This is a genomic window from Stenotrophomonas sp. 99219_Sma, from assembly GCF_056480785.1.
Map to the genome: position 1 here is coordinate 2803519 of NZ_CM151117.1, position 24940 is coordinate 2828458.

22 protein-coding genes are annotated in these 24940 nt (G+C 66.8%); 5 read left to right on the forward strand and 17 right to left on the reverse strand.

Annotation, left to right across the window (positions count from 1 at the left end):
• The first annotated feature begins 37 nt into the window (after positions 1-37).
• Positions 38-1474 (forward strand): GGDEF domain-containing protein, encoded by a 1437-nt coding sequence (locus tag ACZK13_RS12870; protein ID WP_197616933.1) that lies wholly within the window; start codon positions 38-40, stop codon positions 1472-1474.
• Here the strand turns inward: ACZK13_RS12870 and ACZK13_RS12875 are convergent.
• A complete protein-coding gene (locus tag ACZK13_RS12875) occupies positions 1471-3297 on the reverse strand; it encodes a methyl-accepting chemotaxis protein (protein WP_253145316.1) in 1827 nt (608 codons plus the stop codon). The two genes, ACZK13_RS12870 and ACZK13_RS12875, sit on opposite strands and share 4 nt — an antisense overlap.
• A gap of 255 nt (positions 3298-3552) precedes the next feature.
• Entirely contained in the window at positions 3553-4155 is a 603-nt protein-coding gene (locus tag ACZK13_RS12880; RefSeq protein WP_229655231.1) for a GNAT family N-acetyltransferase, read from the reverse strand.
• A gap of 95 nt (positions 4156-4250) precedes the next feature.
• On the opposite strand from ACZK13_RS12880, the gene ACZK13_RS12885 reads away from it, so the two are divergent.
• Positions 4251-5339 (forward strand): DUF5694 domain-containing protein, encoded by a 1089-nt coding sequence (locus ACZK13_RS12885; protein ID WP_121503560.1) that lies wholly within the window; start codon positions 4251-4253, stop codon positions 5337-5339.
• A gap of 39 nt (positions 5340-5378) precedes the next feature.
• Here ACZK13_RS12885 and ACZK13_RS12890 read toward each other — a convergent pair whose 3' ends face one another.
• The 10 genes from ACZK13_RS12890 to ACZK13_RS12935 form a co-directional block, all read right to left on the reverse strand.
• On the reverse strand, positions 5379-5609 hold the full coding sequence (locus ACZK13_RS12890; protein ID WP_049400551.1) for a hypothetical protein: 231 nt from the start codon (positions 5607-5609) through the stop codon (positions 5379-5381).
• 62 nt (positions 5610-5671) lie between these two features.
• Positions 5672-7861, reverse strand: a complete 2190-nt coding sequence (locus tag ACZK13_RS12895; protein WP_253145318.1) for a PAS domain S-box protein — start codon at positions 7859-7861, stop codon at positions 5672-5674.
• A gap of 207 nt (positions 7862-8068) precedes the next feature.
• Positions 8069-10456, reverse strand: a complete 2388-nt coding sequence (locus ACZK13_RS12900; RefSeq protein ID WP_253145320.1) for a Tex family protein — start codon at positions 10454-10456, stop codon at positions 8069-8071.
• Between the two features lie 207 nt (positions 10457-10663).
• Positions 10664-10879 (reverse strand): hypothetical protein, encoded by a 216-nt coding sequence (locus tag ACZK13_RS12905; protein ID WP_005410085.1) that lies wholly within the window; start codon positions 10877-10879, stop codon positions 10664-10666.
• A gap of 756 nt (positions 10880-11635) precedes the next feature.
• Positions 11636-12040 carry a hypothetical protein gene (locus ACZK13_RS12910; RefSeq protein ID WP_428993093.1) on the reverse strand — a complete coding sequence of 135 codons (405 nt, stop codon included), beginning with the start codon at positions 12038-12040 and terminating at the stop codon, positions 11636-11638.
• Between the two features lie 44 nt (positions 12041-12084).
• Positions 12085-12288, reverse strand: coding sequence for a PspC domain-containing protein (locus ACZK13_RS12915; protein WP_006374017.1), 204 nt, complete (start codon positions 12286-12288; stop codon positions 12085-12087).
• A 65-nt stretch (positions 12289-12353) separates the two neighbouring features.
• Positions 12354-12725, reverse strand: coding sequence for a YfeK family protein (locus ACZK13_RS12920; RefSeq protein WP_071229599.1), 372 nt, complete (start codon positions 12723-12725; stop codon positions 12354-12356).
• Positions 12726-12779: 54 nt separating this feature from the next.
• Positions 12780-13847, reverse strand: coding sequence for a class III poly(R)-hydroxyalkanoic acid synthase subunit PhaC (gene phaC, locus ACZK13_RS12925; protein ID WP_478481759.1), 1068 nt, complete (start codon positions 13845-13847; stop codon positions 12780-12782).
• Positions 13844-14920: a class III poly(R)-hydroxyalkanoic acid synthase subunit PhaE gene (phaE, locus tag ACZK13_RS12930; protein WP_125895986.1), complete on the reverse strand. Its 1077-nt coding sequence runs from the start codon at positions 14918-14920 to the stop codon at positions 13844-13846. Before phaE ends, phaC begins: the two co-directional genes overlap by 4 nt.
• A 22-nt stretch (positions 14921-14942) precedes the next feature.
• Positions 14943-15557 carry a CDP-alcohol phosphatidyltransferase family protein gene (locus tag ACZK13_RS12935; RefSeq protein WP_032130352.1) on the reverse strand — a complete coding sequence of 205 codons (615 nt, stop codon included), beginning with the start codon at positions 15555-15557 and terminating at the stop codon, positions 14943-14945.
• Positions 15558-15901: 344 nt separating this feature from the next.
• Here ACZK13_RS12935 and ACZK13_RS12940 point away from each other — a divergent pair, with 344 nt between their 5' ends.
• A complete protein-coding gene (locus ACZK13_RS12940) occupies positions 15902-16552 on the forward strand; it encodes a class I SAM-dependent methyltransferase (protein WP_253145322.1) in 651 nt (216 codons plus the stop codon).
• Positions 16553-17097: 545 nt separating this feature from the next.
• On the opposite strand, the gene ACZK13_RS12945 is transcribed toward ACZK13_RS12940, so the two are convergent.
• The 5 genes from ACZK13_RS12945 to ppsR all read right to left on the reverse strand — a co-directional run bounded on the left by ACZK13_RS12945 (position 17098) and on the right by ppsR (position 21346).
• Positions 17098-18462 (reverse strand): MATE family efflux transporter, encoded by a 1365-nt coding sequence (locus tag ACZK13_RS12945; protein ID WP_125893946.1) that lies wholly within the window; start codon positions 18460-18462, stop codon positions 17098-17100.
• Positions 18463-18580: 118 nt separating this feature from the next.
• Entirely contained in the window at positions 18581-19210 is a 630-nt protein-coding gene (locus ACZK13_RS12950) for a DUF2239 family protein (RefSeq protein WP_253145325.1), read from the reverse strand.
• 125 nt (positions 19211-19335) lie between these two features.
• Positions 19336-19824, reverse strand: coding sequence for an NUDIX hydrolase (locus ACZK13_RS12955; protein WP_049462146.1), 489 nt, complete (start codon positions 19822-19824; stop codon positions 19336-19338).
• Between the two features lie 42 nt (positions 19825-19866).
• Positions 19867-20376, reverse strand: a complete 510-nt coding sequence (locus ACZK13_RS12960) for a DUF1249 domain-containing protein (RefSeq protein WP_049398213.1) — start codon at positions 20374-20376, stop codon at positions 19867-19869.
• Between the two features lie 148 nt (positions 20377-20524).
• Entirely contained in the window at positions 20525-21346 is an 822-nt protein-coding gene (gene ppsR, locus ACZK13_RS12965) for a posphoenolpyruvate synthetase regulatory kinase/phosphorylase PpsR (RefSeq protein WP_006452040.1), read from the reverse strand.
• Positions 21347-21491: 145 nt separating this feature from the next.
• Here ppsR and ppsA point away from each other — a divergent pair, with 145 nt between their 5' ends.
• A complete protein-coding gene (gene ppsA, locus ACZK13_RS12970) occupies positions 21492-23870 on the forward strand; it encodes a phosphoenolpyruvate synthase (protein WP_154263887.1) in 2379 nt (792 codons plus the stop codon).
• A gap of 130 nt (positions 23871-24000) precedes the next feature.
• On the forward strand, positions 24001-24894 hold the full coding sequence (locus ACZK13_RS12975; protein ID WP_050509854.1) for a mechanosensitive ion channel family protein: 894 nt from the start codon (positions 24001-24003) through the stop codon (positions 24892-24894).
• The last annotated feature ends 46 nt before the right edge of the window (positions 24895-24940 follow it).

Here is a 24940-nt window from a genome sequence, read left to right on the forward strand (position 1 = left end):
ATCGTGATCCCAGCCGGAGCTGGGGGCGGGGGAATGCATGACGTTGCGTGCGGCACTGTTTTTTCTGGTCACGCACGCGCTCGTCATTGCCTTTGTTGGCCCGCAGGACCCGGTCGGCTCCTACCTGATGCTGATCACTGCGCCGTTGCTGGCTGCACTGGCCTGCGTGCGGCGTGCGCGTGACAGCCGCCAGGCGGCCTGCAAATGGCGGACGCTGGGCGCTGCCGTGGGCCTGTTCTCGCTGGCCCTGCTCGCCCTGCTGTACCGCAATGTGGCCGGCCTCGATCCTGCGCAGATGACCGTGTCTTCGCTGATCCTGTACGTGTTCTACCGCATCCCCCTGACCTACGTAGCCGCCAGCCCGGGCGGCGGCAACCGCTGCATCCGCGCGGTGGACCTGCTGATCATCGCGCTGCTGTGGTTGTTGTACTTCGGGCACACGCGGGCGATGGCGCATTTCAACGCCGCATTGTGGACGCAGTGCCTGAACGCCATGAGCAACCTACAGAACAGCCTGGTGTTCTGCTTCGCGCTGATCCGCTTCCTGGCCGAGGACAATCCCGACCGCCGCGATTTCTTCCGGACACTTGCGATCTACGCGCTGGGCTATTTCCTGCTGGCGTTCTACATCAACACCTACCAGCCGCAGCTGCCTGACGGCAACTGGGGGGACCTGCTGATCAGCGGACTGTTCGTGGTGCTGGCCGTCATGGCCGCCAGCAAGCGCCGCTATCCGGCGGTGGAGGTATCGCGCAGCCTGCGCCGCATCGTCGACGCCGGCGTGCCGTTGATGCTGCCCTTGCTGCTGATGATGGTGGCGCTGCTGGTCGCGCGCCTGCAGCCCACCCTGGCCACGGTGGGCTTCATTGGTGCCATGCTCGGTTATGCCCTGCGCAGCGTGCTGAGCCAGGTGGAGATCCAGCGCCAGCGCGATGAGCTGGAAACGCTGGCGCGGCGCGATCCGCTGACTGGGCTGGGCAACCGCCGCAGCTTCGACGAATCTCTTGGCAATGCCCGTGGCCGCGCACGCCGCCAGGGACTCGGGCTGGCGGTACTGATGATCGACATCGACCACTTCAAACGGCTCAATGACACCTATGGCCATCCGGAGGGCGATCGTCGCCTGCAGTCGGTCGCCGCCATTCTTGATGGCTGCCTGCAACGAGGTGACGATCTGCTGGCGCGCTATGGCGGCGAAGAGTTCATCGCCGCCCTGCCCTCGCCCGATGCCGCCCACGCACTGGGCCTGGGCGAACGGCTGCGCGCTTCGGTCGAAGCCGCAGCCCTGCCCGCCCCCGAGGCCACCGTCACCATCAGCATCGGCGTGGCCTGGCAGGCACCCGGCGAAGACCGCGATCCGCGCGACCTGGTCGAACGCGCCGACCAGGCCCTGTATCGCGCCAAACATGCCGGTCGCAACTGCGTACGCGGCGACGCCGATAGCAAGGAAGACCCGTCCGGTCGCCGTGCCTAGACCGCGTGCAGCCCCGCTGTTCCGTGCCGGTGCCCGGCCCCGCCCTGCACGCGGAAGCTGGCCACGGTCTGCAGCAGCTGCGCCGACTGCTCTTCCATGCTGCGCGCCGCCGCCGACGCCTCCTCGACCAGGGCCGCGTTCTGCTGGGTGCCCTGATCGATCAGGTCGACCGCATGATTCATCTGCTGGATATCGTCGCTCTGCTGCTGCGAGGCCGTGCTGATTTCAGTCATCAGGTCACTGACCCGGCGCACGTTGGTCACGATTTCATCCATGGTACGGCCCGCGCTCTCAACCTGCGCCGTGCCGGCGCCCACATTGGCAACCGACTCATCGATCAGGTGCTTGATCTCCTTGGCTGCGCTGGCCGAACGCTGCGACAGCTCGCGGATCTCAGTGGCAACCACGGCAAAGCCGCGGCCATGTTCACCGGCACGCGCAGCCTCCACCGCTGCGTTCAGCGCGAGAATGTTGGTCTGGAAGGCGATGCCGTCGATCACTCCGATGATGTCGACGATGCGCCGCGACGAGGCATTGATCACCGCCATCGTCTCGACCACCTCATGCACCACAGTGCCGCCTCGTGCGGCGACGTCGGCCGCTCCGCCGGCCAGCTGGCTGGCCTGGCGCGCGTTGGTGGCCGTGCGCTGCACGGTCTCGGCCAGGCCTTTCATCGACACAGCGGTTTCCTCCAGCGAGGCCGCCTGCTGCTCGGTACGCTGCGAGAGGTCGCTGTTGCCCTGTGCGATTTCGGTCGCGCCGACTGCGATGGTGTCCGCGGCGAACTTGATCTGGCCGATGATCGCGGCCATCGCCTCGACCAGCGAATTCACGCCTTCGCACAGTTCGGCGATCGACCCGTTCTTGTCGGCGGTGGCCACGCGCTGGGTCAGATCGCCCTGCTTGGCGGCAGCCACCACCTCGCGGGTCTGCGCCACGGCGCGCTGCATGGCCTGGTTCTCGTGCACCTGCGCGGTGATGTCGGTGGCGTACTTGACGACCTTGAACGGCTTGCCATTGAGGTCCAGGATCGGGTTGTAGGATGCCTGAATCCAGACCTCGCGCCCGCCCTTGCCCAGGCGCCGATACTGGCCGGCGTCATATTCGCCGCGCCCGAGCTTCTCCCAGAACTGGCGATACTCGACGCTGCTGCGATGCTCAGGCTCGACAAACAACGAATGGTGCTGCCCGCGCACTTCGTCCAGGCTGTAGCCGGTAGCGGCCAGGAAATTGCCATTGGCCGACAGGATGCGGCCATCCATGCTGAACTCGATCACCGCCTGCGATTTGGCGATCGCGGCCAGTTGCCCCGCCGAGTCGGCCGCCTGCAGCTTCTGCGCGGTGATGTCGGTCGCGAACTTGACCACCTTGTACGGCCGCCCCTGGCGGTCCAGCACCGGGTTGTACGAAGCCTGGATCCAGATCTCGCGCTGACCTTTGCCGAAGCGGCGGTACTGTCCGGCGTCATATTCGCCACGCCCCAGGCGCACCCAGAAGTCGCGGTATTCCGCGCTGCGCGCCTGCTCGGGGTCGACGAACAGGGAGTGATGCTTGCCCTGGATCTCCTCCAGCCGGTAACCCATCGCCTGCAGGAAATTGTCATTGGCCCGCAGGATGGTGCCGTCGAGCGCGAACTCGATGACGGCCTGCACGCGATGCAGCGCGGCCACCTGCGCTTCCAGCTCGGTGCGGTCGGTCATCGCCGCCTCTGTGCTGGTGCGTTGCTGCGGCGCCAGCACGCCAAGCAGCGCACGCCACGGCGACCAACGGGTATGCAGCTCGGCCGGCGCCTGCGCGCCTGCCGTGAAGCCTGGAATGAGCATTGTCTGATCCTCGGTGTCCGGTAAGCGGTTGTGACCCGACGGGCGGGATGCCCGGCGGCAACATCAGTTGCCAGGGACTACAGGTGCCAACGGGCACCTCTCGAGCGACTGCCAAGAACGTCTGCTGCGGGTGCGATCGGCATCTGGAAGCGGCGGAACACACTGCGCGGACCGCCCGTCGGGGGCAGCCTGGGGTCCTGCGGCGGGTGACTGGAGCGGGATCCAGAGGGAGTATCGGCGACGCCGTCGGCCGCTTTAGCGGGATTCCGCGACGTCCGTCGCAACTCTGTGCATTGCAGCGGGAATGCGGTAGACGATTGCCGTGTACTTCACGCCCTGCTCACGTGCCACTGCCTGCCCACCAAGGGACTCAGCCAATGCACGGCTGGACCGGTTCCGTTCCGCCACCGGGTAGCGGAACGCAGCACAGCGAAGGCGCCCAGAGGCCGCCGACCACACCGCCGCCACTGCCTCGCGGCCATAGCCGTGCCCATGCATCACTTCTGCGATCCAGATGCCCAGTTCGGGTTCTGCTTCACGGGCTCGATGCAGGCCTGCCAGACCCAGGAATACCCCATCCCCGCGCCTGCGGATCACCAACGTGATGTCGGTCCCGTCGGCGATGGTAAGCAGCCACGTCCGCCAGACGGCAGCAAACGCCTCCTTCGAGGGGGGCGGCTCAAACGCCATATAGCGGGTCAGCCCGGGTGTGATTGCCACAAATGCCTCGTCGGCGTCACCGGGCGTGAATGGCCGGAGGTGCAGCCGCGGACTGTCGATGGTCCAGTCGTCCAATGTCATCTTCTGCATCGCCTGGGCATTGCGTACAGCATCGCTCAGCAGAAGGATGCAGCTCAAGGCAGAAAGGTTTACATGACCAATGCGGGATTCCCCAGCAGGAGAAAATGACCAGCATGAAGGTCCCGCAGGATGCTTATCGACATGGAGATCGCATGTTCCCTCGCTTTGCCAGCCTTCTCTTCCTGGCCCTGTGCAGCAGCAGCGCGCTGGCCAACGACGCCGCCTATCGACCCGCCTTCCACCCCGACCAGCTGAAGGGACCACCCGCAGGACGCCCGAACGAAGTGCTGGTGCTGGGCAGCCCGCACCTGTCCAGCCTGCCGGAGACCTTCACGCCGGCGATGCTGGAACCTCTGCTGCAGCGCCTGGAAGCCTGGCGGCCCACCGCGATCGCGGTGGAGAACCTGTCCGGCCTGCAGTGTGACTTCATGCGCCGCAATCCGGCCCGATACGCGGAGAGCGTAGCGGACTACTGCGTCGATCCGGCACCGGCGCAGGCCGCCACCGGCCTGGACGTGCCCAGCGCCAACGTGGAGATGGAACGCCTGCTTGCGGATTGGCCGAAGGCGCCAACCGCTGCCCAGCGGCGCCGATTGGCCGCCGTGTTCCTGGCCGCGGGCGAAAGCAGCTCGGCAGTCGTCCAATGGCTGCGGCTGTCCAGGGAAGAGCGACGTGCTTCGGACAGCCTGACACCGGAACTGGTGCAGTTCCTCGACACGCGCATGGCCCGCCGCAACGAGGCCGGACTGGTGGCCGGCGTACTTGCGGCACGCCTGGGGCTGGAGCGCCTGTGGTCGGTCGACGACCACACTGCAGATTCGCCAACACCGGAATCGCAGCAGAAGGCCTACGCTGCCGCCATACGCGGTGCCTGGGACAATTCCTTCGTCAAAGCGCGCAGGGCGGCCGATGAACGACTGGAGGCCAATCTTGCTCAACCGGATGGATTGCTCGCAATGTATCGCGCCTACAACACACCCGAGGCCGCGATGGTGGCCTTCAACAGCGATTTCGGCGCGACCCTCGTCGAGCCCTCGCCGGAAGGCTTCGGCCGCAACTACGTGGGCTACTGGGAAACCCGCAACCTGCGCATGGTCGCCAACATGCGCGACATCCTGGGCCAGCATCCAGGCACCCGCATGCTGACGATCGTCGGTGCCTCGCACAAGGGCTACTACGAGGCTTACCTCGATCTGATGCACGACGTGCAGCTGGTCAGTTCGGATGAAGTACTGCGCTGACGCAACATGACGTGGAGGATGCGGTGACCATCCACCGCATCACTCCACCGCGTTCCTGCCCGTCCGCCACAGCACGATGCTGGCGGCACCGATACAGGACAGCGTGAACACCAGCAGGGCGACCGCGCCGCCCTGCAGTACCGGCAGCAGGGCCTGCGCGTGAAGGTCGCCGCGCAGCTGTTCCGCACGCAGGCAGGCGGCCAGCGCGAGGCACCAGCCAACCATCGCCGGGGCGTAGGCCCGCATCGCAACCGGGTTCCAGACCTTCATGGGATCACCTGCATGAGTGGATGTGCGCGCAGTATTCGCGCACGCCCTCTCACAGGCTGAGATCAGCCCTCGGCGGCTTCGGAATCATCGCCGGGCAGCTCACTGGCCTCGCCCTGCACCTGTACGTTGTTGCGACCCATTGCCTTGGCCCGGTAACACTGGGCATCAGCCGCTGCCACGGCCTGGTCCACGCTCATCCCACCCGCCAATGGCGCGATACCGATGCTGGCACCCACATGCAGGCGGTCCCGGTCCCACGGAATCGACAGCGACGCCAGGGTGTGCAGCAGTTCACCGCCGATGCGCGCGGCACGACGCGGCGTGCAGCCAGACAGGATCACTGCGAATTCGTCGCCGCCCAGACGCGCCACTACGTCCGAATCGCGCACACCGTGGCGCAGCACGCTGGCCACCGCCCACAGCACGGCATCGCCAGCCAGATGGCCCCAGGTGTCGTTGACCGGCTTGAAGCGGTCCAGGTCGATGTACATCAACGACGCGGCCTGGCCAGTTCGCTCGACGCGGGTGATCGCCTGCTGCAGATGCACCTCGAAACCGCGACGGTTGCTCAGCTCGGTGAGCGGATCGATCTCGGCCAGATGGCGCGCTTCGCGCTGGCGCGCGCGCTGCTGGGTGTCATCACGCAGTACCCACACTGCACCGCGTACACGACCTTCATCATCGCGCAGCCAGGCACGGGTCAGGTCGACCGGGATCGTGGCCGTGCCCAGGCGCAGCAGAAGATCGGCGTGCAGGTCCACCGCATTGCTTTCCGGGTCCAGCAGGACCGACACATCCAGTACCGAGCCGGGCGCATATTCGGTGGTCAGTGCCAGCACGTCCTGCACCTTGTGCCCGGCCAGCGACAGCGCGCCATCACCCGCCAGGGTGCGTACTGCGGCGGCATTGGCGTAGTCGATACGGCCATCCAGGCTGACACTGAGCACCAGGTCGGCAACCGCATCAAGCGTGATACGGCTGCGCTGCTCGCTCTCGAACAGGCGCTGCTCGCTGCTGCGCTGGGCGCTGATGTCCTGGATCTGCGACACGAAATGCAGCGGTTCACCGTGCTCGGTGCGCACCAGCGACACCGACAGCCGCGCCCAGATCACCTTGCCGTCGCGATCGAGATAGCGCTTTTCCAGGTGGTAGTGGCTGCGCCGCCCGGCCAGCAGATCCTGCACCAGGGCCAGGTCGGTCTGCAGGTCATCGGGGTGGGTCAGGCGCTGGAAATCAACCTGCAGCAGTTCTTCGCGGGGGTAGCCCAGGATCCGGCACAGTGCGTCATTGACGTCCAGCCAGCGTCCTTCCAGCGACACCAGCGCCATGCCCAGCGCCGCCGACGTGAACGCACCGGCGAATTTCTCTGCCGACAGGCGTGCTTCGGCGCGCGCCTGCAGGATCTCGGTGATGTCGATGGACATGCCGACATAGCCGATCCGCGCGCCGCCGGCACCATCCATGCGGCTGATCGACAAGCGCACCTGGCGTGGCTGGCCATCCTTGCGCCGCAGTGTCCACTGCCGTGAATAGGTCTGCTCATCGGCGCGGGCGCTGAGTGCTTCAAACGCGCCCGGCAGGCTTCCGTCCGCAGCCGCCAGCGGACGCAGCCAGGCCGCCAGCTCGTCCGGATCGTGGAAATCACCCAGTCGCCGCTGGCCGACCACTTCTTCCGCGCTGTAACCCAGCAGGCGTTCCGCGCCGGTATTGAACAGGGTGATGGTGCCTTCGGTATCGGTCGCGATCACCGCCACCTCATCGGACGCGTCGACCACGGCCTGCAATCGCTGCCGGCTCTCGGCCGCATCCTGCCGCGCCTGCTGCAGCTCGGTCACGTCGGCGTGCGCACCGGCCATCCACAGCGGTCGTCCCTGCCCGTCCCATTCGAACACGCGGCCACGGTCGTGGATCCACATCCACTGGCCGTTCTTGTGGCGCATGCGCAACAGGCAGACATAGTTGTCGCTGCGGCCTTCGAAATGGTCCTCGAGCGCCGCGTCGGACAGGGCGATATCGTCGGGATGGACCAGCGTCAGGAACGTCTTCTGGCACACCGGCTCCAGTTCTTCCAGCCGATAGCCGACAATCTCCGCCCAGCGCGCATTGACCCGCATTTCGCCGGTCTGCACGTTCCATTCCCAGGTACCGGCAGCGGTGCCGTCGATGATCATGGCCAGGCGCCGGCGCTCCTCTGCCAGTTCCTGCAGGCGCCGCTCGAGCAGCCCGTTGCCGTTGTTTCCCTGGCCCGCCATCAATCCGGTCCCCGGCCCGCACAGGCGGGCAGCAGCCGCAGCACAACGCTGCAGCCCTCAACGAAGACAACGGGTCCTGCTGGCGTCATGGCCCTCCCCAGCGACAGCGGGGAGGCCAAACGCCCCCCTCAGGCGCAAGTGTGCGCAATCACGGGGAAAATCGACAAGTCCCCCGCCACGAATCAAGCGTGACGGGGGACACGGTCCTCAACTGCGCTTGGCGCGGGCGAAGGCCTCCGCCAGGGCGTTGTTGGCCGGGGGCGCGGACTGAGCGGGACGGCCGCCATTGCCCTGGCCCCGGTTTGGCCCGCGGTTCTGGCCGCCTGCGTCGCGGCGCGGCCCCTGCCCCTGGCCGCGGTCATCGCGCTGGCCCGGGCGGCTGGTGGCCTGGCCCGGGGTATCGTCCAGGCGCCGGGTCAGGGCGATGCGCTTGCGCGCCACGTCCACCTCCAGCACCTTCACCTTGACGATATCGCCGGCCTTGACCACGTCGCGCGGGTCCTTCACGAACGTATCGGAGAGCGCCGAAATGTGGATCAGGCCGTCCTGGTGCACGCCGATATCGACAAAGGCGCCGAAGGCCGCGACGTTGCTGACCACGCCTTCCAGCACCATGCCCTCGCGCAGGTCCTTGATGTCCTCGACGCCCTCGGCGAAGCGCGCCGCCTTGAACTCCGGACGCGGGTCACGGCCCGGCTTTTCCAGTTCCTTCAGGATGTCGCGCACGGTCGGCACGCCGAAGGTGTCGTCGGTGAACTGTTCTGCCTTCAGGCCGCGCAGGAAGCTGCCATCACCGATCAGCGCCTTGATCGGGCGCGCGGTGCTGGCCACGATGCGCTCGACCACCGGGTAGGCTTCGGGGTGCACCGCCGAGGCGTCCAGCGGCTGGTCACCATCGGCGATACGCAGGAAGCCGGCGCACTGCTCGAAGGTCTTCTCGCCCAGGCGCGCGACCTTCAGCAGGTCCTTGCGACGCTTGAACGGGCCATTGTCGTCACGATGGCGCACGATGTTCTCGGCCACCGTGGACGACAGGCCGGACACGCGCGACAGCAGCGCGGCCGAAGCGGTGTTCACGTACACGCCCACGGCATTCACGCAGTCCTCGACCCGCGCATCCAGCGCCCGTGCCAGGCGGTACTGGTCCACGTCGTGCTGGTACTGGCCGACACCGATCGCCTTGGGTTCGATCTTGACCAGTTCGGCCAGCGGATCCTGCAGGCGGCGCGCGATGGACACCGCGCCACGCAGCGACACGTCCAGCCCCGGGAATTCCTTGGCCGCGAACTCGGACGCCGAGTACACCGACGCGCCCGCCTCGCTGACCACCACCTTCTGCAGCTTCGGGTTGGCGGCAGCCTTGATCGCTTCGCCGGCCAGCTTGTCGGTTTCGCGGCTGGCGGTGCCGTTGCCGATCGCGATCAGTTCCACGTTGTGCTTGGCGCACAGCTGCTTGATCGTCTGCAGCGACTGGTCCCACTGGCGGCGCGGCTCGTGCGGGTAGATGGTGTCGGTGGCGACCAGCTTGCCGGTGGCATCGACCACGGCAATCTTGCAGCCGGTGCGGATGCCCGGATCCAGCCCGAGTACGGTCTTCGGGCCCGCCGGCGCGGCCAGCAGCAGGTCCTTCAGGTTGTCGCCGAACACTGCGATGGCTTCGGCCTCGGCCTTTTCGCGTGCCTGGTTGAACAGGTCCAGCAGCAGATGGGTGTGCAGCTTGGCACGCCAGGTCAGGCGGCAGGCATCCAGCAGCCAGCGGTCGGCGGCGCGGCCCTGATCGGCGATGCCGGCCTTGCGCGCCACGCGTCCTTCGGCGTACTGGTGGCCGGCCTCGGCCTCGTTGCCCGGGTCCAGCTCCAGGAACAGGATCTCCTCGCGGCGCGCACGGAACAGCGCCAGCAAGCGGTGCGAGGGAATCTTCGCCAGTGCCTCGGCGTGTTCGAAATAGTCACGGTACTTGGCGCCTTCGGTTTCCTTGCCCTCGGCCACGCGGGCACGGATCACGCCGGTCTCGCCCAGCCAGGTGCGCAGCTCACCGACCAGCGCGGCATCTTCGCCCCAGCGCTCCATCAGGATCGCGCGTGCACCTTCCAGCGCAGCCTTGGTGTCGGCCACGCCCTTGTCGGTGTCGACGAAGGAAGCCGCGAAGACCTGAGGGTCCTGCGTCGGGTCGGCCAGCAGGCCATCAGCCAGCGGTTCCAGACCGGCCTCGCGGGCGATCTGGGCGCGGGTACGGCGCTTGGGCTTGTACGGCAGGTACAGGTCTTCCAGCCGGCTCTTGGTGTCGGCGGCCAGGATGTCGTTGCGCAGTTCGTCGCTGAGCTTGCCCTGCTCACCGATGCTGGCCAGCACCGCCGCGCGACGGTCTTCCAGTTCGCGCAGGTAGGTCAGGCGCACTTCCAGGTTGCGCAGCTGGGTGTCGTCCAGGCCCCCGGTCACTTCCTTGCGGTAGCGCGCGATGAACGGAACGCTGGCGCCCTCGTCGAGCAGGCCGACGGCGGCACGTACCTGGGCGGACTGGGCACCGATCTCGTCGGCGATGGTCTGGGCGATCTGCTGGGCGAGCGCGCTCTGGGCGTTCTTGGCGTCGTGCATTGCTTCAGGTCTGTGCCGCGTTACGGGAAGACCCCATTCTGGCAATCCACGACGGAGCCGGACAAGGCATTGACAGGGGGCGAGGTTCAGCGGTGAGGCCGGAGTGGACGCCGGCATCCTGGCGAAAAGAGGGCTCGGACTGGCCCTGGGCTGGGATGCCGGCGCGGGCGCGCGATGGTGGGCGCGCCCTGCCGCGTGTTGCGGAGGTCAGCGGTAGTGGCGGGCGGCGCGCTGCATGACGATCTCGTCACGCATGCCTTCCAGGGCCATCAGGCGGACCTTGCCGACACCCTGCAGTTCCATGAACCGCTCCGTGTAGAACTCCGGCCCCAGCGCGGTGTCGGCGCGGGATTTGCTGAAGCCGTAGGGCACCACGCCCTTCTCGCCATCCTTGCTACCACCGACATAAAGAACGATTGCCATGTGATGTATTCCTCCAAATTGCTACTGCGTACTGCACTCGATGAGCGATGCTGCGAGCTCATCGAGGGAGAGCTTACCGCGTCGAACCTGACTGGAACGTCACGAAGGCTAATGACGATCGGTTGCATGCAGATGACTGCGGGATCGCAGCAGAATGCTTACGGATCTTTAACTTCCGACTAACGAATCGGGGGTTTCCAGCCAACGGCGCAGCCCCTCGTGGGTGGTTTGGGATGATCGCGGAAAGCCGGTTTCCTGTGGGCTGCCCGGGTGGGTGGGGCTGGCGGGGACGCCGTGAACCCGTCCCTGGGGGCTTAGCCGCGGCATCCATGCCGCGGATACCCCGCCAGCCCCACCCACCCGGCCGTTGACAGATTTCTGCTGCGTCTACCACCCACGGAGAAGAAAAAAGAAGATCAAAAGCAAAAGCAGCCTGGCTGGCCGCTTTTTGTAGAGCCGAGCCCACGCTCGGCTGCTTTCAGACCAGTCCGCGAAGCCGACCGCAGGCTCGGCTCGCGAGCAAGCGCAGCGCGCGACCCGCTTCTGCTGTTCTTTTTCTTCTCCGTGGCTGGACGCGCACGGAAACTGTCAGAGGCCGGGTGGGGTGGGTTCGCGGGACCGTTGGCGCCATGGATGGCGCCATCGAGCCCCCAGGGACGGGTTTACGGCGTGTCCCGCGAACCCACCCCGCCCGGCCCAATCACATGAAACGTATTCCGCGACCAAGCCACGAGGGGCTGCGCCGTTGGCTGGAACCTACGGCCACCAGCCACGCCCGAACCGGGCGAAATGATCGGCCGCGCGCTCGAACGGGTTGCGCGCACTCACCCCGCCACACAGCAGGTACACCGGCAGGTACAGCGGCCCCAGCACCATGTATTGGTACACGTGCGCGCGTTCGTGGTCATCCAGCCGGATCAGCGGCTCCACGCCCCACCCCGCCTGGTGCGCATAGGTGCGGCAGGAAATGCCCAGGTCATGCCCGGTGTGCAGGATCACATTGCCCAGGGTGATCGCCCCACCCGGCCCCCACGGCCAGCGATCGAACACCAACGCGCTGTCACGGCCGCTCCAGCGCAGCGTCGCCCCGCCAAGCATGCCGGCCAGTCCACCGATCAGGCCGAGCAGTGAATTGGGGGACGTCCACACCGCGCCCAGCACCTGCAGCGCGCGCAGCCAGACCGGCCGGGGCGTCACGGGAGTCTTCAATCGGCCTCGTTGGGAATCAGCAGCCACAGGATCAGGTAGACCAGGATGCCAGGGAAGGCCGCCGAACCGATCGAGACCAGCACGAACACGATCCGCACCAACGTGGGATTCCAGCCGAAGCGATGGGCGATGCCGCCCATCACGCCGGCGATCATGCGGTCGTTCAATGAACGCGACAGCGTGCGCGGCGTGGTGTTCATGGCGGTTCTCCTGGGCTACGGGAAAAAGCAGTCGAACATGGCTCGACTCTACACCGCCCCTATGTCTACGGCGTGCGGTGGCGCAGGGCCTGCAGGCGGGCGCCGAACCAGGCGGCTGCAGTCTGTTCAGGCTGCCCCGGGCACTGGATGCGATAGGGCTTGCCGCTCATGCTGCTCTGGCTGGCGGCGCGCTCGATGAACTGCTCGGCGCTGTCCACCATGTTCTTCTTCAGCAGGTAATCGTACTTGCGCTGCAGGTGCGACCGCGCATCGCTGCCGTCGTACCAGCTGCCATTGCGCTGGAACCGGCACTGGGAGCCGTCCAGGCTGGAGATCAGCTGGGCGATCTCCCGGCGTGCATCCGTACTGGGTGCGGCGTGGGCAACAGGTGCTGCCAGCAGCAGCGTGGCAAGCAGCAGCGTGAACCGTTGCGACATCATTATTCTCCAAGGCAGTCGAGCAAGCTCGACTCTACAAAAGCGAAGCAAGCCTTACACGTCGCGCGCCTTCAACCAGCCATCGATCGTGGCCGGCACTTCGCGCTGCGCGCGACCGGACACGTAGATGCCGATATGGCCGCCACGGAAACTGGACTCGGTGTAGTCGTCCGTGCCCAGGCGCCCGCGCATCGCGCGCGAGGCGTCCGGCGGCACCAGATGATCCTGCTCGGCGTAGATGTTCAGCACCGGCAGCGTCACCTGCGACAGGTCCACTGCTTCCTCGCCGATCCTTACCGTGCCGTTCATCAGCCCGTTGCCCTGGTAGAACTGCTTGATGAAGTCGCGGAACGCCTCGCCCGCCAGGTCCGGTGAATCGAAGATCCACTTCTCCATGCGCAGGAAATCCTCCAGCGCCGCCTTGTCATCGAGGATGTCTAGCAGGCCGACGTACTTCTGCACGTTCAGGCGGAACGGCTTGAGCATCAGGTAACTGGCATTCATCAGGTCGGCCGGGATGTTGCCCAGCGTGTCAACCAACAGGTCCACATCCACCTGCCGCGCCCAGTGCGAGAGCATGTTGTCGGCGGTGTGGAAATCGACCGGGGTGACCATGGTGATCAGCTTGCCCAGCTTCTGCCGGCGCAGCGCGGCGTAGCACAGCGCGAACACGCCGCCCTGGCAGATGCCGAGCAGGTCGACCGGTCCACCACTGCGCGCGCGCAGCGCATCGACCGCGCCATCGATGTAGCGCAGCAGATAGTCCTCCAGGGTCTGGAAGCGCTCCGAGCGATCCGGGTAACCCCAGTCCAGCACGTAGACGTCCTGCCCCAGCGCCAGCAGCTTCTGCACCAGTGAGCGATCGGCCTGCAGGTCGACCATGTACGGCCGGTTGACCAGCGCGTAGACGATCAGCAACGGCGTGCGCCGGGTCGGTGCCTGTTCGCCGACGAAGCGGTACAGCACCACCTTGCCGTCGCGCCAGACTTCCTCGCGGGCGGTGACGCCATAGTCCACGTCTTCCACCTGCGGCAGCAGCTTCAGCCCTTCCATCAGCTTGCGCTGCATGGCCAGGGTTTCCTGCATCAGGTCATCGGCGTTGAAGCCCAGCGGTCCTTTCATCGGTCACGCGTCCGCGTGGAAGTACGGGGCGCTGCCTTTGGTGCAGCCTTCTTCGCAGGCGCCTTTTTCGCAGCCGCCTTCTTTGCCGGCGCGGCCTTCTTCGCGGCCTTGCGCGCGACCGGCTTCACCTTCGCCGGCGCCGGCTGTGCCACCGGATCGACCTCGCCCGTACCGGCCATGGCCACCACCTGTGCCTGCAGGCGGCGCAGGCTGCGCTCCAGCTCAGCGATGCGGCGGTGCGCGGCGTCCATCTCACTGCGGGTCGGCAGGCCGATCCGTTCACTCATCTGTTCCACCTCGTGCTGCAGGCCGGCGCGCAGGCGCATCTGAGCGTTGCCCAGCGCGGCATACACCTGCTGGAACGGTTCGGACATGGCGACCTTGGCGTAGGCCTCCTCGGCCACTTCAATCCACAGGTCGAACATCGCGCGGGCGCTGGTCAACTGGCTGCCCGGCTGCTCGTGCTCGGCCAGGCGCTGCTCGAACAGCGCGAAGGCCTCGTCCAGCGCCTGCTTGATCTGATCGACATAGGCGCGCGAATGCTGCTGGTATTCCTCCTGCGCCCGCAGCAGCGCCTGCCAGCGCGCCTGGTGCTCGCGGCCGGGCCCGAACGCCGGGCTCTGCAGCCACGGACCGGCCTGCAGCTGGAACTGCTGCAGCCAGGCGGCAAACTCCGGTACAGCGGCGCCAGCGTGGGTGCTGCCACGGGCGCCCTGCAGCATCCACTGCAGCATGCCGTCGCCCTGCCCCTGCACCGCCTCGCGCCAGGCTTGTGCCACATCGGCACTGCTGGCGTCGCGGCCGGCGAAACGCGCGGCCACTTCCTGCATGGTGCCGTACCAGCTGCCCGCCTGTTCGCGGAAGCGGCGCACGGCATCTTCCGGCGCGCCCTGCCCCTGCTCGGGCAACAGCTGGCCCCACCAGTCGAACAACCGCTGCCAGCTGCCGGGATCGTCACCAGCCGGTGCGCCGGGCGTGCTCGCATGGCGCAGGGCATCGCCCCAGGCGCTGAAGTACTGCCGGGCCAGGGTTTCGAAATCACTGCTGCCGGCGTCGTGGGCCGAGCTGGTCATCGCAGGCCTCCGCAGGGCTGGCTCATGGCTTGGGGATACGCAGGGTCTTGCTGATCATCAGCGACCCGGACAGGGCGAACAACAGCACCATCGGGTGCAGCTGCCACGGGCCGATCTGCCACTGGCCGAACCAGATGTTCTGGCCGATGGCATCGGTACCGGCGGCGATCGCCAGCACGATCACCAGCACCAGGCTGGTCGGGATCGGGGTGCCCTCGAAATACGCGACCTTGCCCTCGTCGCCGGCCAGCGCCTCGGCGGTGACGTTGTAGCGCGCCAGGCGGCTGACGCCGCAGCAGACGAAATAGCTCAGCACCAGCCAGTCCCAGCCGCCCTGCATGCCGCAGGCGTAGGCCAGCGCCGCCGGGGCCACACCGAAGGAGATCACGTCGGACAGCGAGTCCAGCTCGCGGCCCAGGGTGGAGCTGGACTTGCGCCAGCGCGCGATGCGCCCGTCGAGGGCGTCGAAAATGAAAGCCAGCGGGATCAACGCCATGCCGAACAGCAGGTAGCCGCGCTCGCCGTCCTGCAGGAAGCGCATTGCGGCAAAGACCGCACCGGTGCCGCAGAAAGCATTGGCCAGGGTGAACCAGTCGGCCAGCTGGAATTCGCGCAGCATCGAGAAGTGACGTTTCATGGGGTCTCACGGAGCATCAAGGCCCACAGGTTACCGCGAGCGCCGCCACTGGCGACAGCGCTGGCAGGCCCCAGCCTTCACCGCTCCCTCACCTGTCCTCACCGGCGGTGAATTTTTCGCCACCCATCTTGACAGCCTAGGGGGGTGGCGCCTGTCGCGGCTTATCCACAAAGTTGCCCACGCGTAATCCACACCCCCTGTGGACAACCAGATCTCACCGACTGCGACGCTGGACATTTCCTCATCACCCCGAAGCGGGGTTTCCCTACTTCCCAAGCCACAAGGTCGGCGCTATGGTCACCGGCGGACCCGCCGCCGCCACGTCCGAAACTCTGCAACGGACGATGATGATGCTGGATGCTCCCACTCTGGCCGCACAGCTGCGGCAGCCCCATGGCGAGGCCGCGCTGGCGGTGGCTGACTCGATGAACCGCAGCAACGGCGCACTCAACCTGGCCGCGATCGGGCTGCTGGCCGTCGGTACTGGCGAACGGGTCCTGGAGATCGGCCCCGGCAATGCGGCCTTCGCGCCGCTGATGCTGCAGGCCACCGACAGCCACTATCTGGGTATTGAGCTGTCCACCGCCATGGTCGAGGCCGGCAACCAACGCCTGGCTAACGCCGGGTTGGCCGAGCGTGCCGCGATGCGACACGGCGACGCTCATGCGCTGCCGGTCGCCGATGCCGCGATGGATGCCGCGCTGGCGGTCAACACCCTGTACTTCTGGCCGAACCTGGCGCCGGTGCTGGACGAGCTGGCGCGGGTGCTGCGCCGGGGCGGCCGCCTGTGCCTGGCCTTTGGCGACGCCAGCTTCATGCGCAGCCTGCCATTTGCTGCCGACTTCCAACTGCATGAGCTGGACGCGGTGGAGCTGGCGCTGCGGGTATCGGGCTTCCGCGTCTCGGCCTGGCGCAGCCACCGGGAATCTGCAGCCGGTAATGACGGCCAGATCCGCGAAAAGCACTTCCATCTGCTGCTGGCACAGCGGCGCTGAAGTGGTAGAGCCGGCCGCTGGCCGGCTGCCGCGGCATTCCGGATTGCCGGCCAGCGGCCGGCACTACCCAGCCTGTACCCGCCGCCAGCGAGCAACACAGAACACCTGCATCACCAGTGGCCGACCCACCGCAGCCGCCGCAACGACTGTGATCCGAACGCGTGGTAGAGCCGGCCGCTGGCCGGCTGCCCGGACCGTTCCGCGTTGCCGGCCAGCGGCCGGCACTACCCAGCCTGTACCCGCCGCCAGCGAGCAACACAGAACACCTGCATCACCAGTGGCCGACCCACCGCAGCCGCCGCAACGACTGTGATCCGACCGCGTGGTAGAGCCGGCCGCAGGCCGGCTGCCCGGACCGTTCCGCGTTGCCGGCCAGCGGCCGGCACTACCCAGCCCGCACCCGGCGCCAGCGAGCGAAACAGAACACCTGCATCACCAGTGGCCAACCCACCGCAGCCGCCGCAAGACTGTGATCCGACCGCGTGGTAGAGCCGGCCGCAGGCCGGCTGCCCGGACCGTTCCGCGTTGCCGGCCAGCGGCCGGCACTACCCAGCCTGCACCCGCCGCCGCCAATGCGCGAAGCAGAACACCTGCATCACCAGCATCGCCAGCAGCCCCAGTGGCCACGCCCACCACAGCCCGGCCAGACCATGCCGCGCCTGCAACCACATCGCCAACGGCAGCTCCAGCAGCAGTACCGCTGCCATGCCCAGCAACGCTGGCAGCAAAACCGTGCCACTGCCTCGCATCACTCCGACCAGCACCGCGCTGCCTCCCATCGCCAGCACGCCCCATACCACCGTGCGCAGCTGCGATGCGGCCAATTCGCGCACCTCTGCGGCCGCCAGAATCAGCCCGGTCAGCCAGGGCGCCAGCGCCATCACCAGCAGCACCACCACGCTCAGCATCGCCAGCCCAAGCAGCACACCGGTGCGAGCGATGGCGGGCAGCCGTGCCGTACGCCCCGCGCCCATCGCATGCGCCGCGAGGATGGTGGCGGTGATCCCCAGCGACATCGCAGGCAGTTGCACCCAGCTCATCAACTGGTTGACCGCACCGTAGGCGGCCGTGGCCGTGTAGCCGTAGCGGTTGATCCAGCCCAGCAACACGATTTCGGCAATGGCCAGGCTGAGCATCTGCAGCGATGACGGTACGCCGATGCGCAGCATCGCGCGGATGAGCACGCCATCGAAACGGATGGCACGCAGCAGCTCACGTCCCGGCGCCAACGGGTGCTCCATCCTCTGCCACCGCCACATAAGCCAGGCCAGGGCCAGCAGCGAGGCAAACGCCGCCGAGACTGCCGCACTGGCCGAACCCAGCTGCGGCAGGCCGGCCCAGCCGAGGATCAGCAGCGGCGTGCACAGCAGGCCGACCACCGTTGCCAGCAGCAGCGCATGCAGCGGTGTCTTCGCATCGCCCACCGCGCGGCTCACCGCAGTGGCCAGCCACAGCAGGAAGAACACCGGTGCCGTCAGCAACAGCACGCGTGCGTAGACAATGGACTCACTGAGGACCGCTGCCGGCGTGCCCAACGCCGCCAGCAGTTGTGGCGCGAAGCCGCCGCCCACAGCCATCACCAGCACCGACAGCAGCAGGATCAGCGCCACCGCGCTGCCAGCCACGGCGCGTGCCTGCTGCGGGCGGCCCGCACCCCAGGCCTGGCCGATCAGCACCATCGCACCGGTCGCCAGGCCCATTACCAGGGCCAACAGCAGGAAGAAGACCGGAAAGAACGCAGCCGCTGCAGCCACTGCCTGTGTGCCGAGCAGATGGCCGAGGTAAATGTTGTCCAGCGTGCCTGCGGCCAGCTGCAGCGCATTGGTCAGCAGCATCGGCAGCAGCAGGGTCAGATAGGTGCGCCACAGCGGGGGTGCTGCCGGAGGTATCGGATGTACAGGGGGGCTCATGGGGTTCTCTGGGCAAGGCGCCGCCCTGCCCGGCGTTTCCGCCAGCAAAGCACGCACAGGGGAAGCGGGCCTGGACCCGCGGTCAGGTGGGGCCGTCGCTCAGCAACGGCGCGATGGCTCAGCCGTCGGCGTGGTCCGCAGGATCGTCGAAGGCCAGGCGCAGAGCGTGGGCGCACACATCCGCGGGCCAACTCCGCAACGCCGCTTCCAGGCCCGCGCGGTCATGCGCGAACAGGACACGGATCGCCTCCTCGAAACCCGGCAGGTCACCGGCGATGGTCTGCAGGAAGTGATAGGCACGCTCGCTGTCACGACGCTGGCGGTCCTTGTCAGCACCGGCACGGCTGGCCGCCTCCACCAGCTTGCGCAGCACCACCGAGGCACCGCCAGGCTGCTCGGCCAGCCACGCCCAATGGCGCGGCAGCAAGGTCACTTCTCGGGCGACCACACCCAGCTTGGGGCGGCCACGGCCACGTGGGGTTGCGGGCGCCTCTTCGGCAGTGACGTCGGCATCCGTCCCCACGGCGGCGGGAAACGCTTCGTTTACCCGCGCCAGGAGTTCTGCGTCGCTGCCACGCGTATCGAAATCACGGGTGCGGCCGGTGGCGTTGTCGAACACCAGCAGCGGACCGGCAGCGTTGTCGACACGCAGTTGCTTCAGCGCCAGCGCGGCCACTTCCGGCGTACCGGAAGCGACCAGGCGATGGCCGTCGAAACAACTGAAGGGAGGAAGTCGGGACGCAGGCATGGCAACGGCATCAGAGGCGATGCGCGAATATTGCCCGGGTAATTCTCTCCCGTCAATATTGCCCGGGTATTAATTTGCCAGAAGAGCGTGCCGACCAAAGGTTGGCAGCTACCCGATTTCCCGGCTCACAGGCGGCTGAAGGACCAGCTCACCATGCGCCCGTCCTTGTACGGCATCACGCCGTGGAACGGGCGCGGGTCGGCGTCGAACACCAGCGGCAGGAAGTTGCGGTCGCCCTCCCACATCGGCAGGGTGTCCAACTTGTCCAGGTCCACCCACTCCAGCGTGCCTTCGTGGTTGCCGCCGTGCGGGGTGCCCTCGAATCCATCGATGACGAACACGAAACCCAGCCAATCCTCGCCGTGCTTGCCGAAGCCTGGCCAGCTGATGGTGCCGCGCAGGCGCATGCCGGTGCAGTCGATGCCGGCTTCCTCGGCGATCTCGCGGCGCATGCTGGCCGCCACATCCTCGTCCGCTTCGATCTTGCCGCCCAGGCCGTTGTACTTGCCCAGGTGGTGGTCACCGGGACGGGTATTGCGGTGGATCATCAGCACCTGGCGACGATCAGGCGACAGCACATAGCCCAGGGTGGCGACGATCGGGGTGTACGGCATGGGGCAGCATCCAGCGGCAGGTCAGCCGTGGATTATGGCCGATCAGCGCACCAGCGACAGGCGGCGCTCGGCAGGTGTGCCAGCACCGTCGGGATCGCGGCGCAGGGTGGCCACGCCGTGGCCGCGCTCGGCCAGGTACTCCAGCCACTTGCCGAGGAAGGTGTTCATCCGCATGCGGTGGCTGATCAGCTCCGCCGGCGGCGGATACAGGCCCATCGTGTCCTGCCAGCGGCGGCCTACGTAGCAATGGGTGGTCTCGGCCTGGCGCGCGTCACGGTACAGACGCACATAGGCCGACGGATCCGGCTCACCGGTGACCGGGTCGGCCAGGTCGTAGGTCAGGCGCAGTTCCACCGTGTAGCGGTGGCACTCGATCACGTCCAGGCGGACATCCAGGCCGTCGCCGATCGAGGAAATGTAGCTGCCCGCCACCAGTCCGGCCGGTTCGAACAGACGCACCAGATGGCGGTAGTTTTCCGCGTACAGGCCCATGAGCCAGCTCAGCCGGCTCAGGCGGGGAATGCGTTCGGTGCGGGGCAAGGCTCGGGCCATGGGTCGATCCTACACGTTGGTGCTTCAACGTGGGGGCGCGCACGTGCAAGCCAACCCCTGGGTAGTGCCGGCCGCTGGCCGGCAGCTCTGCATCGCGGCCGAGGGTTCATCCACCAGCCGGCCAGCGGCCGGCTCTACCAGACGAGGATCAATACAGCTCGCGCTGCAGCCCCAGCGTAGCCAGCACCTTGCTGGAAATCTCCTCGATCGAGGTATGGGTGGTGCTCAGGGTCGGGATCCGCTCCATCTGGAACATCACCTCGGCCGCAGCCACCTCGCGCTTGCAGGTGTCCAGGTTTGCGTAGCGCGAGTTCGGGCGGCGCTCCTGGCGGATCTGCTGCAGCCGGTCCGGGTCGATGGTCAGGCCGAACAGCTTGCGCCGGTAGTTGCGCAGGCGCGGCGGCAGGCGGTCGCTTTCCAGGTCTTCGTCGGTCAGCGGGTAATTGGCCGCGCGCACCCCGTAATGCAGGGCCAGGTAGATGCAGGTGGGCGTCTTGCCGGCGCGTGACACCGCCACCAGGATCACGTCGGCATCGTCGTAGTTCACCGCGATGCCATCGTCATGGGTCAGGGCGAAGTTCATCGCGTTGATGCGGCGGTGGTAGGTGTCGAAATCCACCATGCCGTGCGCCTGGCCGACCCGGGCCAGGCGCGGGCTGGCCAGTTCACGCTCCAGCGGCTCGATGAACGGCGCGAACACATCCAGCATCAACGCCCCGCTGTCGGCCAGGATCAGGCTCAGGCTCTGGTCCACGCAGGAGTTCACCACGATCGGCCGGACCTGGTACCGCTCCCCTGCCGCCTGGATCCGGGCACAGGCTTCACGCGCTTTTTCGGGGTCGTCGACAAACGACATGCGGTCGGTAATGAAGCTGAACCCGGAGAACTGGGTAAGCAGGCTATGCCCAATGGTTTCAGCGGTGATACCGGTTCCATCGGAAACGTAGAACACCGGACGGATGGTCGACATGCGCGCTTTTACCCCCTACGAAGCCTAAAAAGGCCGCCAGCACAAGCTTGTGCCGACGGTACTCTGCCCGGCATCATATCGGCTTCTTCCTACGGACGCGGCCATTCCAGCCCGCCTCGGGCGATGGCCAAACGGAGCATCGCGCTTGAACGAGAACATCCTGTGGTTGCACGAACTGCGTCTGGCCGATCTGGCCCGCGTAGGCGGCAAGAATTCGTCGCTGGGCGAGATGATCGGCAACCTGGCCGGTCTGGGCGTTTCGGTGCCGGGCGGTTATGCCACCACCGCTGAAGCCTTCAAGGACTTCATCGCGCACAACGATCTGTCCAAGCGCATCTTCGACAAGCTGGCCACGCTGGACGTCGAGGACGTCAACGCGCTGACCGCAGCGGGCAAGGAAATCCGCACCTGGGTGATCGATGCCCCGCTGCAGCCGCAGCTGGACCAGGACATCCGCACTGCCTACGCCCAGTTGAGCGCCGACAATGGCGGCGGCGACGTGGCCGTGGCCGTGCGTTCGTCGGCCACCGCCGAGGATCTGCCGGATGCCTCCTTCGCCGGCCAGCAGGAAACCTTCCTCAACGTCACCGGTGCCGACGACGTCGTGCACAAGGTCAAGGAAGTGTTCGCCTCGCTGTACAACGACCGTGCCATCGCCTATCGCGTGCACCACGGTTTCAAGCATGAGGACGTGTTCCTGTCCGCCGGCGTGCAGCTGATGGTGCGTTCGGGCGTCGGTTCCTCCGGCGTGCTGTTCACCCTGGACACCGAGTCCGGCTTCCGCGACGTGGTGTTCGTCACATCGTCCTTCGGCCTGGGCGAAATGGTCGTGCAGGGCGCGGTCAACCCGGACGAGTACTACGTCTACAAGCCCACCCTGCAGGCCGGCAAGCCGGCGATCCTGCGCCGCTCGCTCGGCAGCAAGGCCATCCGCATGGTGTATTCGGATGTTCCGGGTGAGCGCGTCAGGATCGAGGACACCCCGGTCGAACTGCGCAACACCTTCTCGATCAGCGACGAGGACGTACAGGAACTGTCCAAGCAGGCGCTGGTCATCGAAAAGCACTACGGCCGCCCGATGGACATCGAGTGGGCCAAGGACGGTGTCAGCGGCAAGCTGTTCATCGTGCAGGCCCGCCCGGAAACGGTGAAGTCGCGCAGCCATGCCACCCAGATCGAGCGCTTCGCGCTGACCGAAAAGGGCGGCAATGTGCTGGCCGAAGGTCGTGCCGTCGGCGCCAAGATCGGCTCGGGCGTGGCCCGCGTGGTCAAGACGCTGGAAGACATGAACCGCGTGCAGCCGGGCGACGTGCTGATCGCCGACATGACCGATCCCGATTGGGAGCCGGTGATGAAGCGCGCCTCGGCCATCGTCACCAACCGTGGTGGCCGTACCTGCCACGCCGCGATCATCGCGCGCGAGCTGGGCGTGCCGGCCGTGGTCGGTTCGGGCAATGCCACCAAGGTGATCGAAGATGGCCAGCTGGTCACCGTCAGCTGCGCTGAAGGCGATACCGGCTTCATCTACGAAGGCAAGCTGGGCTTCGAGCGCACCACCACCGATCTGGGCAACATGCCGCCGGCACCGCTGAAGATCATGATGAACGTGGCCAACCCGGAACGTGCCTTCGACTTCGGCCAGCTGCCGAACGCCGGCATCGGCCTGGCCCGTCTGGAAATGATCATCGCCAGCCACATCGGCATCCACCCGAACGCGCTGCTGGAATACGACCGCCAGGATGCGGCAACCAAGAAGAAGATCGACGAGAAGATCGCCGGTTACGGTGATCCGGTCAGCTTCTACGTGGATCGCCTGGCCGAAGGCATCGCCACCCTCACCGCCTCGGTCGCACCGAACGCCGTGATCGTGCGCCTGTCGGACTTCAAGTCCAACGAGTACGCCAACCTGATCGGCGGCAGCAACTACGAGCCGCACGAAGAGAACCCGATGATCGGCTTCCGCGGCGCCAGCCGTTACGTCGATCCGAGCTTCTCGGCCGCCTTCGCGCTGGAGTGCAAGGCCGTGCTGCGCGTGCGCAACGAAATGGGCCTGGACAACCTGTGGGTCATGATTCCGTTCGTGCGCACCCTGGAAGAAGGCCGCAAGGTCATCGAGGTGCTGGAACAGAACGGCCTGAAGCAGGGCGAGAACGGCCTGAAGATCATCATGATGTGCGAAGTGCCGTCCAACGCACTGCTCGCCGATGAGTTCCTGGAGATCTTCGACGGCTTCTCGATCGGCTCCAACGACCTGACCCAGCTCAGCCTGGGCCTGGACCGCGATTCGTCGATCGTCGCGCACCTGTTCGACGAACGTAACCCGGCAGTGAAGAAGCTGCTGTCGATGGCGATCAAGTCTGCACGTGCCAAGGGCAAGTACGTCGGCATCTGCGGCCAGGGCCCGTCCGATCACCCGGATCTGGCCGAGTGGCTGATGCAGGAAGGCATCGAGTCGGTGTCGCTGAACCCGGACACCGTGGTCGATACCTGGCTGCGCCTGGCCAAGCTGAAGGCCAACGGCTGATGCCGTGATGGGCTGACGTCGTGTTCATCGGCGTCGGCCCATACTGCTGCTGCACGCAAGCCCCGCCTCTGCGGGGCTTCGTGTTTCTGGCGTCTGCGCGCGCCACCTCCCCCGCTGCAAAGGAGCCCGCATGCTCGCCACTGCCCCACCCGCCCCCGCCGCAACACCCTGGTTCCACTCCCTCGATTGGGAACGCCTGCTGGAGACCTACGGCGTGCCATTGCTGGCCGCGATCGTGGTGCTGCTGGTCGGCATGTGGGTGGCACGACGCCTGTCCAATGCGATGCCACGCGCCACCGCGCGCATGGGCGTGGACCCGATGCTGGGCAACTTCCTGCGCAACGTGGTGTACGCCGCGTCGCTGGTGATCGTGGTGGTGCTGGCAATCGGCACGCTGGGCGTGCAGATCACCCCGCTGCTGGCCGTGCTTGGCACCGCCGGCCTGGCGGTAGGCCTGGCGCTGAAGGATTCGCTGTCCAACATCGCCTCGGGCGTGATGCTGGTGACGCTGCGCCCGTTCCGCGTCGGTGATGTGGTGACGGTAGCCGGGCAGACCGGCACGGTGCGCGAAGTGCGCATCTTCCAGACCGTCATCACCGGTGCCGACAATCAGCACACCACCATTCCGAACACGCTGATCACCGCTGCGCCGATCATCAACCTGACCGCCGAGCCGACCCGCCGCGTCGAACTGGTGGTGGGCATCGGCTATGAAGACAACATCCAGCTGGCGCGCGACACCGCGCTGGCGCTGATGAAGGCCGACCCGCGCGTGTTGCAGACGCCGGCACCGGACGTGGTGGTGTACGAGCTGGGCGCGCACGCGATCAATCTCGGCATCCGCTGCTACGTGAAGTCGGCCGACTGGTTCGGTACCAAGGTCACGCTGCTGGAACAGCTCAAGCTGGGCTTCGACAAGGCCGGCATCAACATCCCGTATCCGCAGCAGGACATGCACCTGTACCTGCATGGCAAGGATGGCGGCGTGGTCGAGGCCGACGCGCTGGTGCGCGACAAGCCCTGATCCGACACAGAAATGCCGGCCAGCGGCCGGCACTACCCTGCCCCGC

What these genes read in the sequence shown, in the direction of transcription:
- ACZK13_RS12870 (WP_197616933.1), top strand. Translation starts at nt 38, where the DNA reads ATGACGTTGCGTGCGGCACTGTTTTTTCTGGTCACGCACGCGCTCGTC.
- ACZK13_RS12875 (WP_253145316.1), bottom strand. Translation starts at nt 3,297, where the DNA reads ATGCTCATTCCAGGCTTCACGGCAGGCGCGCAGGCGCCGGCCGAGCTG.
- ACZK13_RS12885 (WP_121503560.1), top strand. Translation starts at nt 4,251, where the DNA reads ATGTTCCCTCGCTTTGCCAGCCTTCTCTTCCTGGCCCTGTGCAGCAGC.
- ACZK13_RS12890 (WP_049400551.1), bottom strand. Translation starts at nt 5,609, where the DNA reads ATGAAGGTCTGGAACCCGGTTGCGATGCGGGCCTACGCCCCGGCGATG.
- ACZK13_RS12895 (WP_253145318.1), bottom strand. Translation starts at nt 7,861, where the DNA reads ATGGCGGGCCAGGGAAACAACGGCAACGGGCTGCTCGAGCGGCGCCTG.
- ACZK13_RS12900 (WP_253145320.1), bottom strand. Translation starts at nt 10,456, where the DNA reads ATGCACGACGCCAAGAACGCCCAGAGCGCGCTCGCCCAGCAGATCGCC.
- ACZK13_RS12905 (WP_005410085.1), bottom strand. Translation starts at nt 10,879, where the DNA reads ATGGCAATCGTTCTTTATGTCGGTGGTAGCAAGGATGGCGAGAAGGGC.
- ACZK13_RS12915 (WP_006374017.1), bottom strand. Translation starts at nt 12,288, where the DNA reads ATGAACACCACGCCGCGCACGCTGTCGCGTTCATTGAACGACCGCATG.
- ACZK13_RS12920 (WP_071229599.1), bottom strand. Translation starts at nt 12,725, where the DNA reads ATGTCGCAACGGTTCACGCTGCTGCTTGCCACGCTGCTGCTGGCAGCA.
- phaC (WP_478481759.1), bottom strand. Translation starts at nt 13,847, where the DNA reads ATGAAAGGACCGCTGGGCTTCAACGCCGATGACCTGATGCAGGAAACC.
- phaE (WP_125895986.1), bottom strand. Translation starts at nt 14,920, where the DNA reads ATGACCAGCTCGGCCCACGACGCCGGCAGCAGTGATTTCGAAACCCTG.
- ACZK13_RS12935 (WP_032130352.1), bottom strand. Translation starts at nt 15,557, where the DNA reads ATGAAACGTCACTTCTCGATGCTGCGCGAATTCCAGCTGGCCGACTGG.
- ACZK13_RS12940 (WP_253145322.1), top strand. Translation starts at nt 15,902, where the DNA reads ATGATGATGCTGGATGCTCCCACTCTGGCCGCACAGCTGCGGCAGCCC.
- ACZK13_RS12945 (WP_125893946.1), bottom strand. Translation starts at nt 18,462, where the DNA reads ATGAGCCCCCCTGTACATCCGATACCTCCGGCAGCACCCCCGCTGTGG.
- ACZK13_RS12950 (WP_253145325.1), bottom strand. Translation starts at nt 19,210, where the DNA reads ATGCCTGCGTCCCGACTTCCTCCCTTCAGTTGTTTCGACGGCCATCGC.
- ACZK13_RS12955 (WP_049462146.1), bottom strand. Translation starts at nt 19,824, where the DNA reads ATGCCGTACACCCCGATCGTCGCCACCCTGGGCTATGTGCTGTCGCCT.
- ACZK13_RS12960 (WP_049398213.1), bottom strand. Translation starts at nt 20,376, where the DNA reads ATGGCCCGAGCCTTGCCCCGCACCGAACGCATTCCCCGCCTGAGCCGG.
- ppsR (WP_006452040.1), bottom strand. Translation starts at nt 21,346, where the DNA reads ATGTCGACCATCCGTCCGGTGTTCTACGTTTCCGATGGAACCGGTATC.
- ACZK13_RS12975 (WP_050509854.1), top strand. Translation starts at nt 24,001, where the DNA reads ATGCTCGCCACTGCCCCACCCGCCCCCGCCGCAACACCCTGGTTCCAC.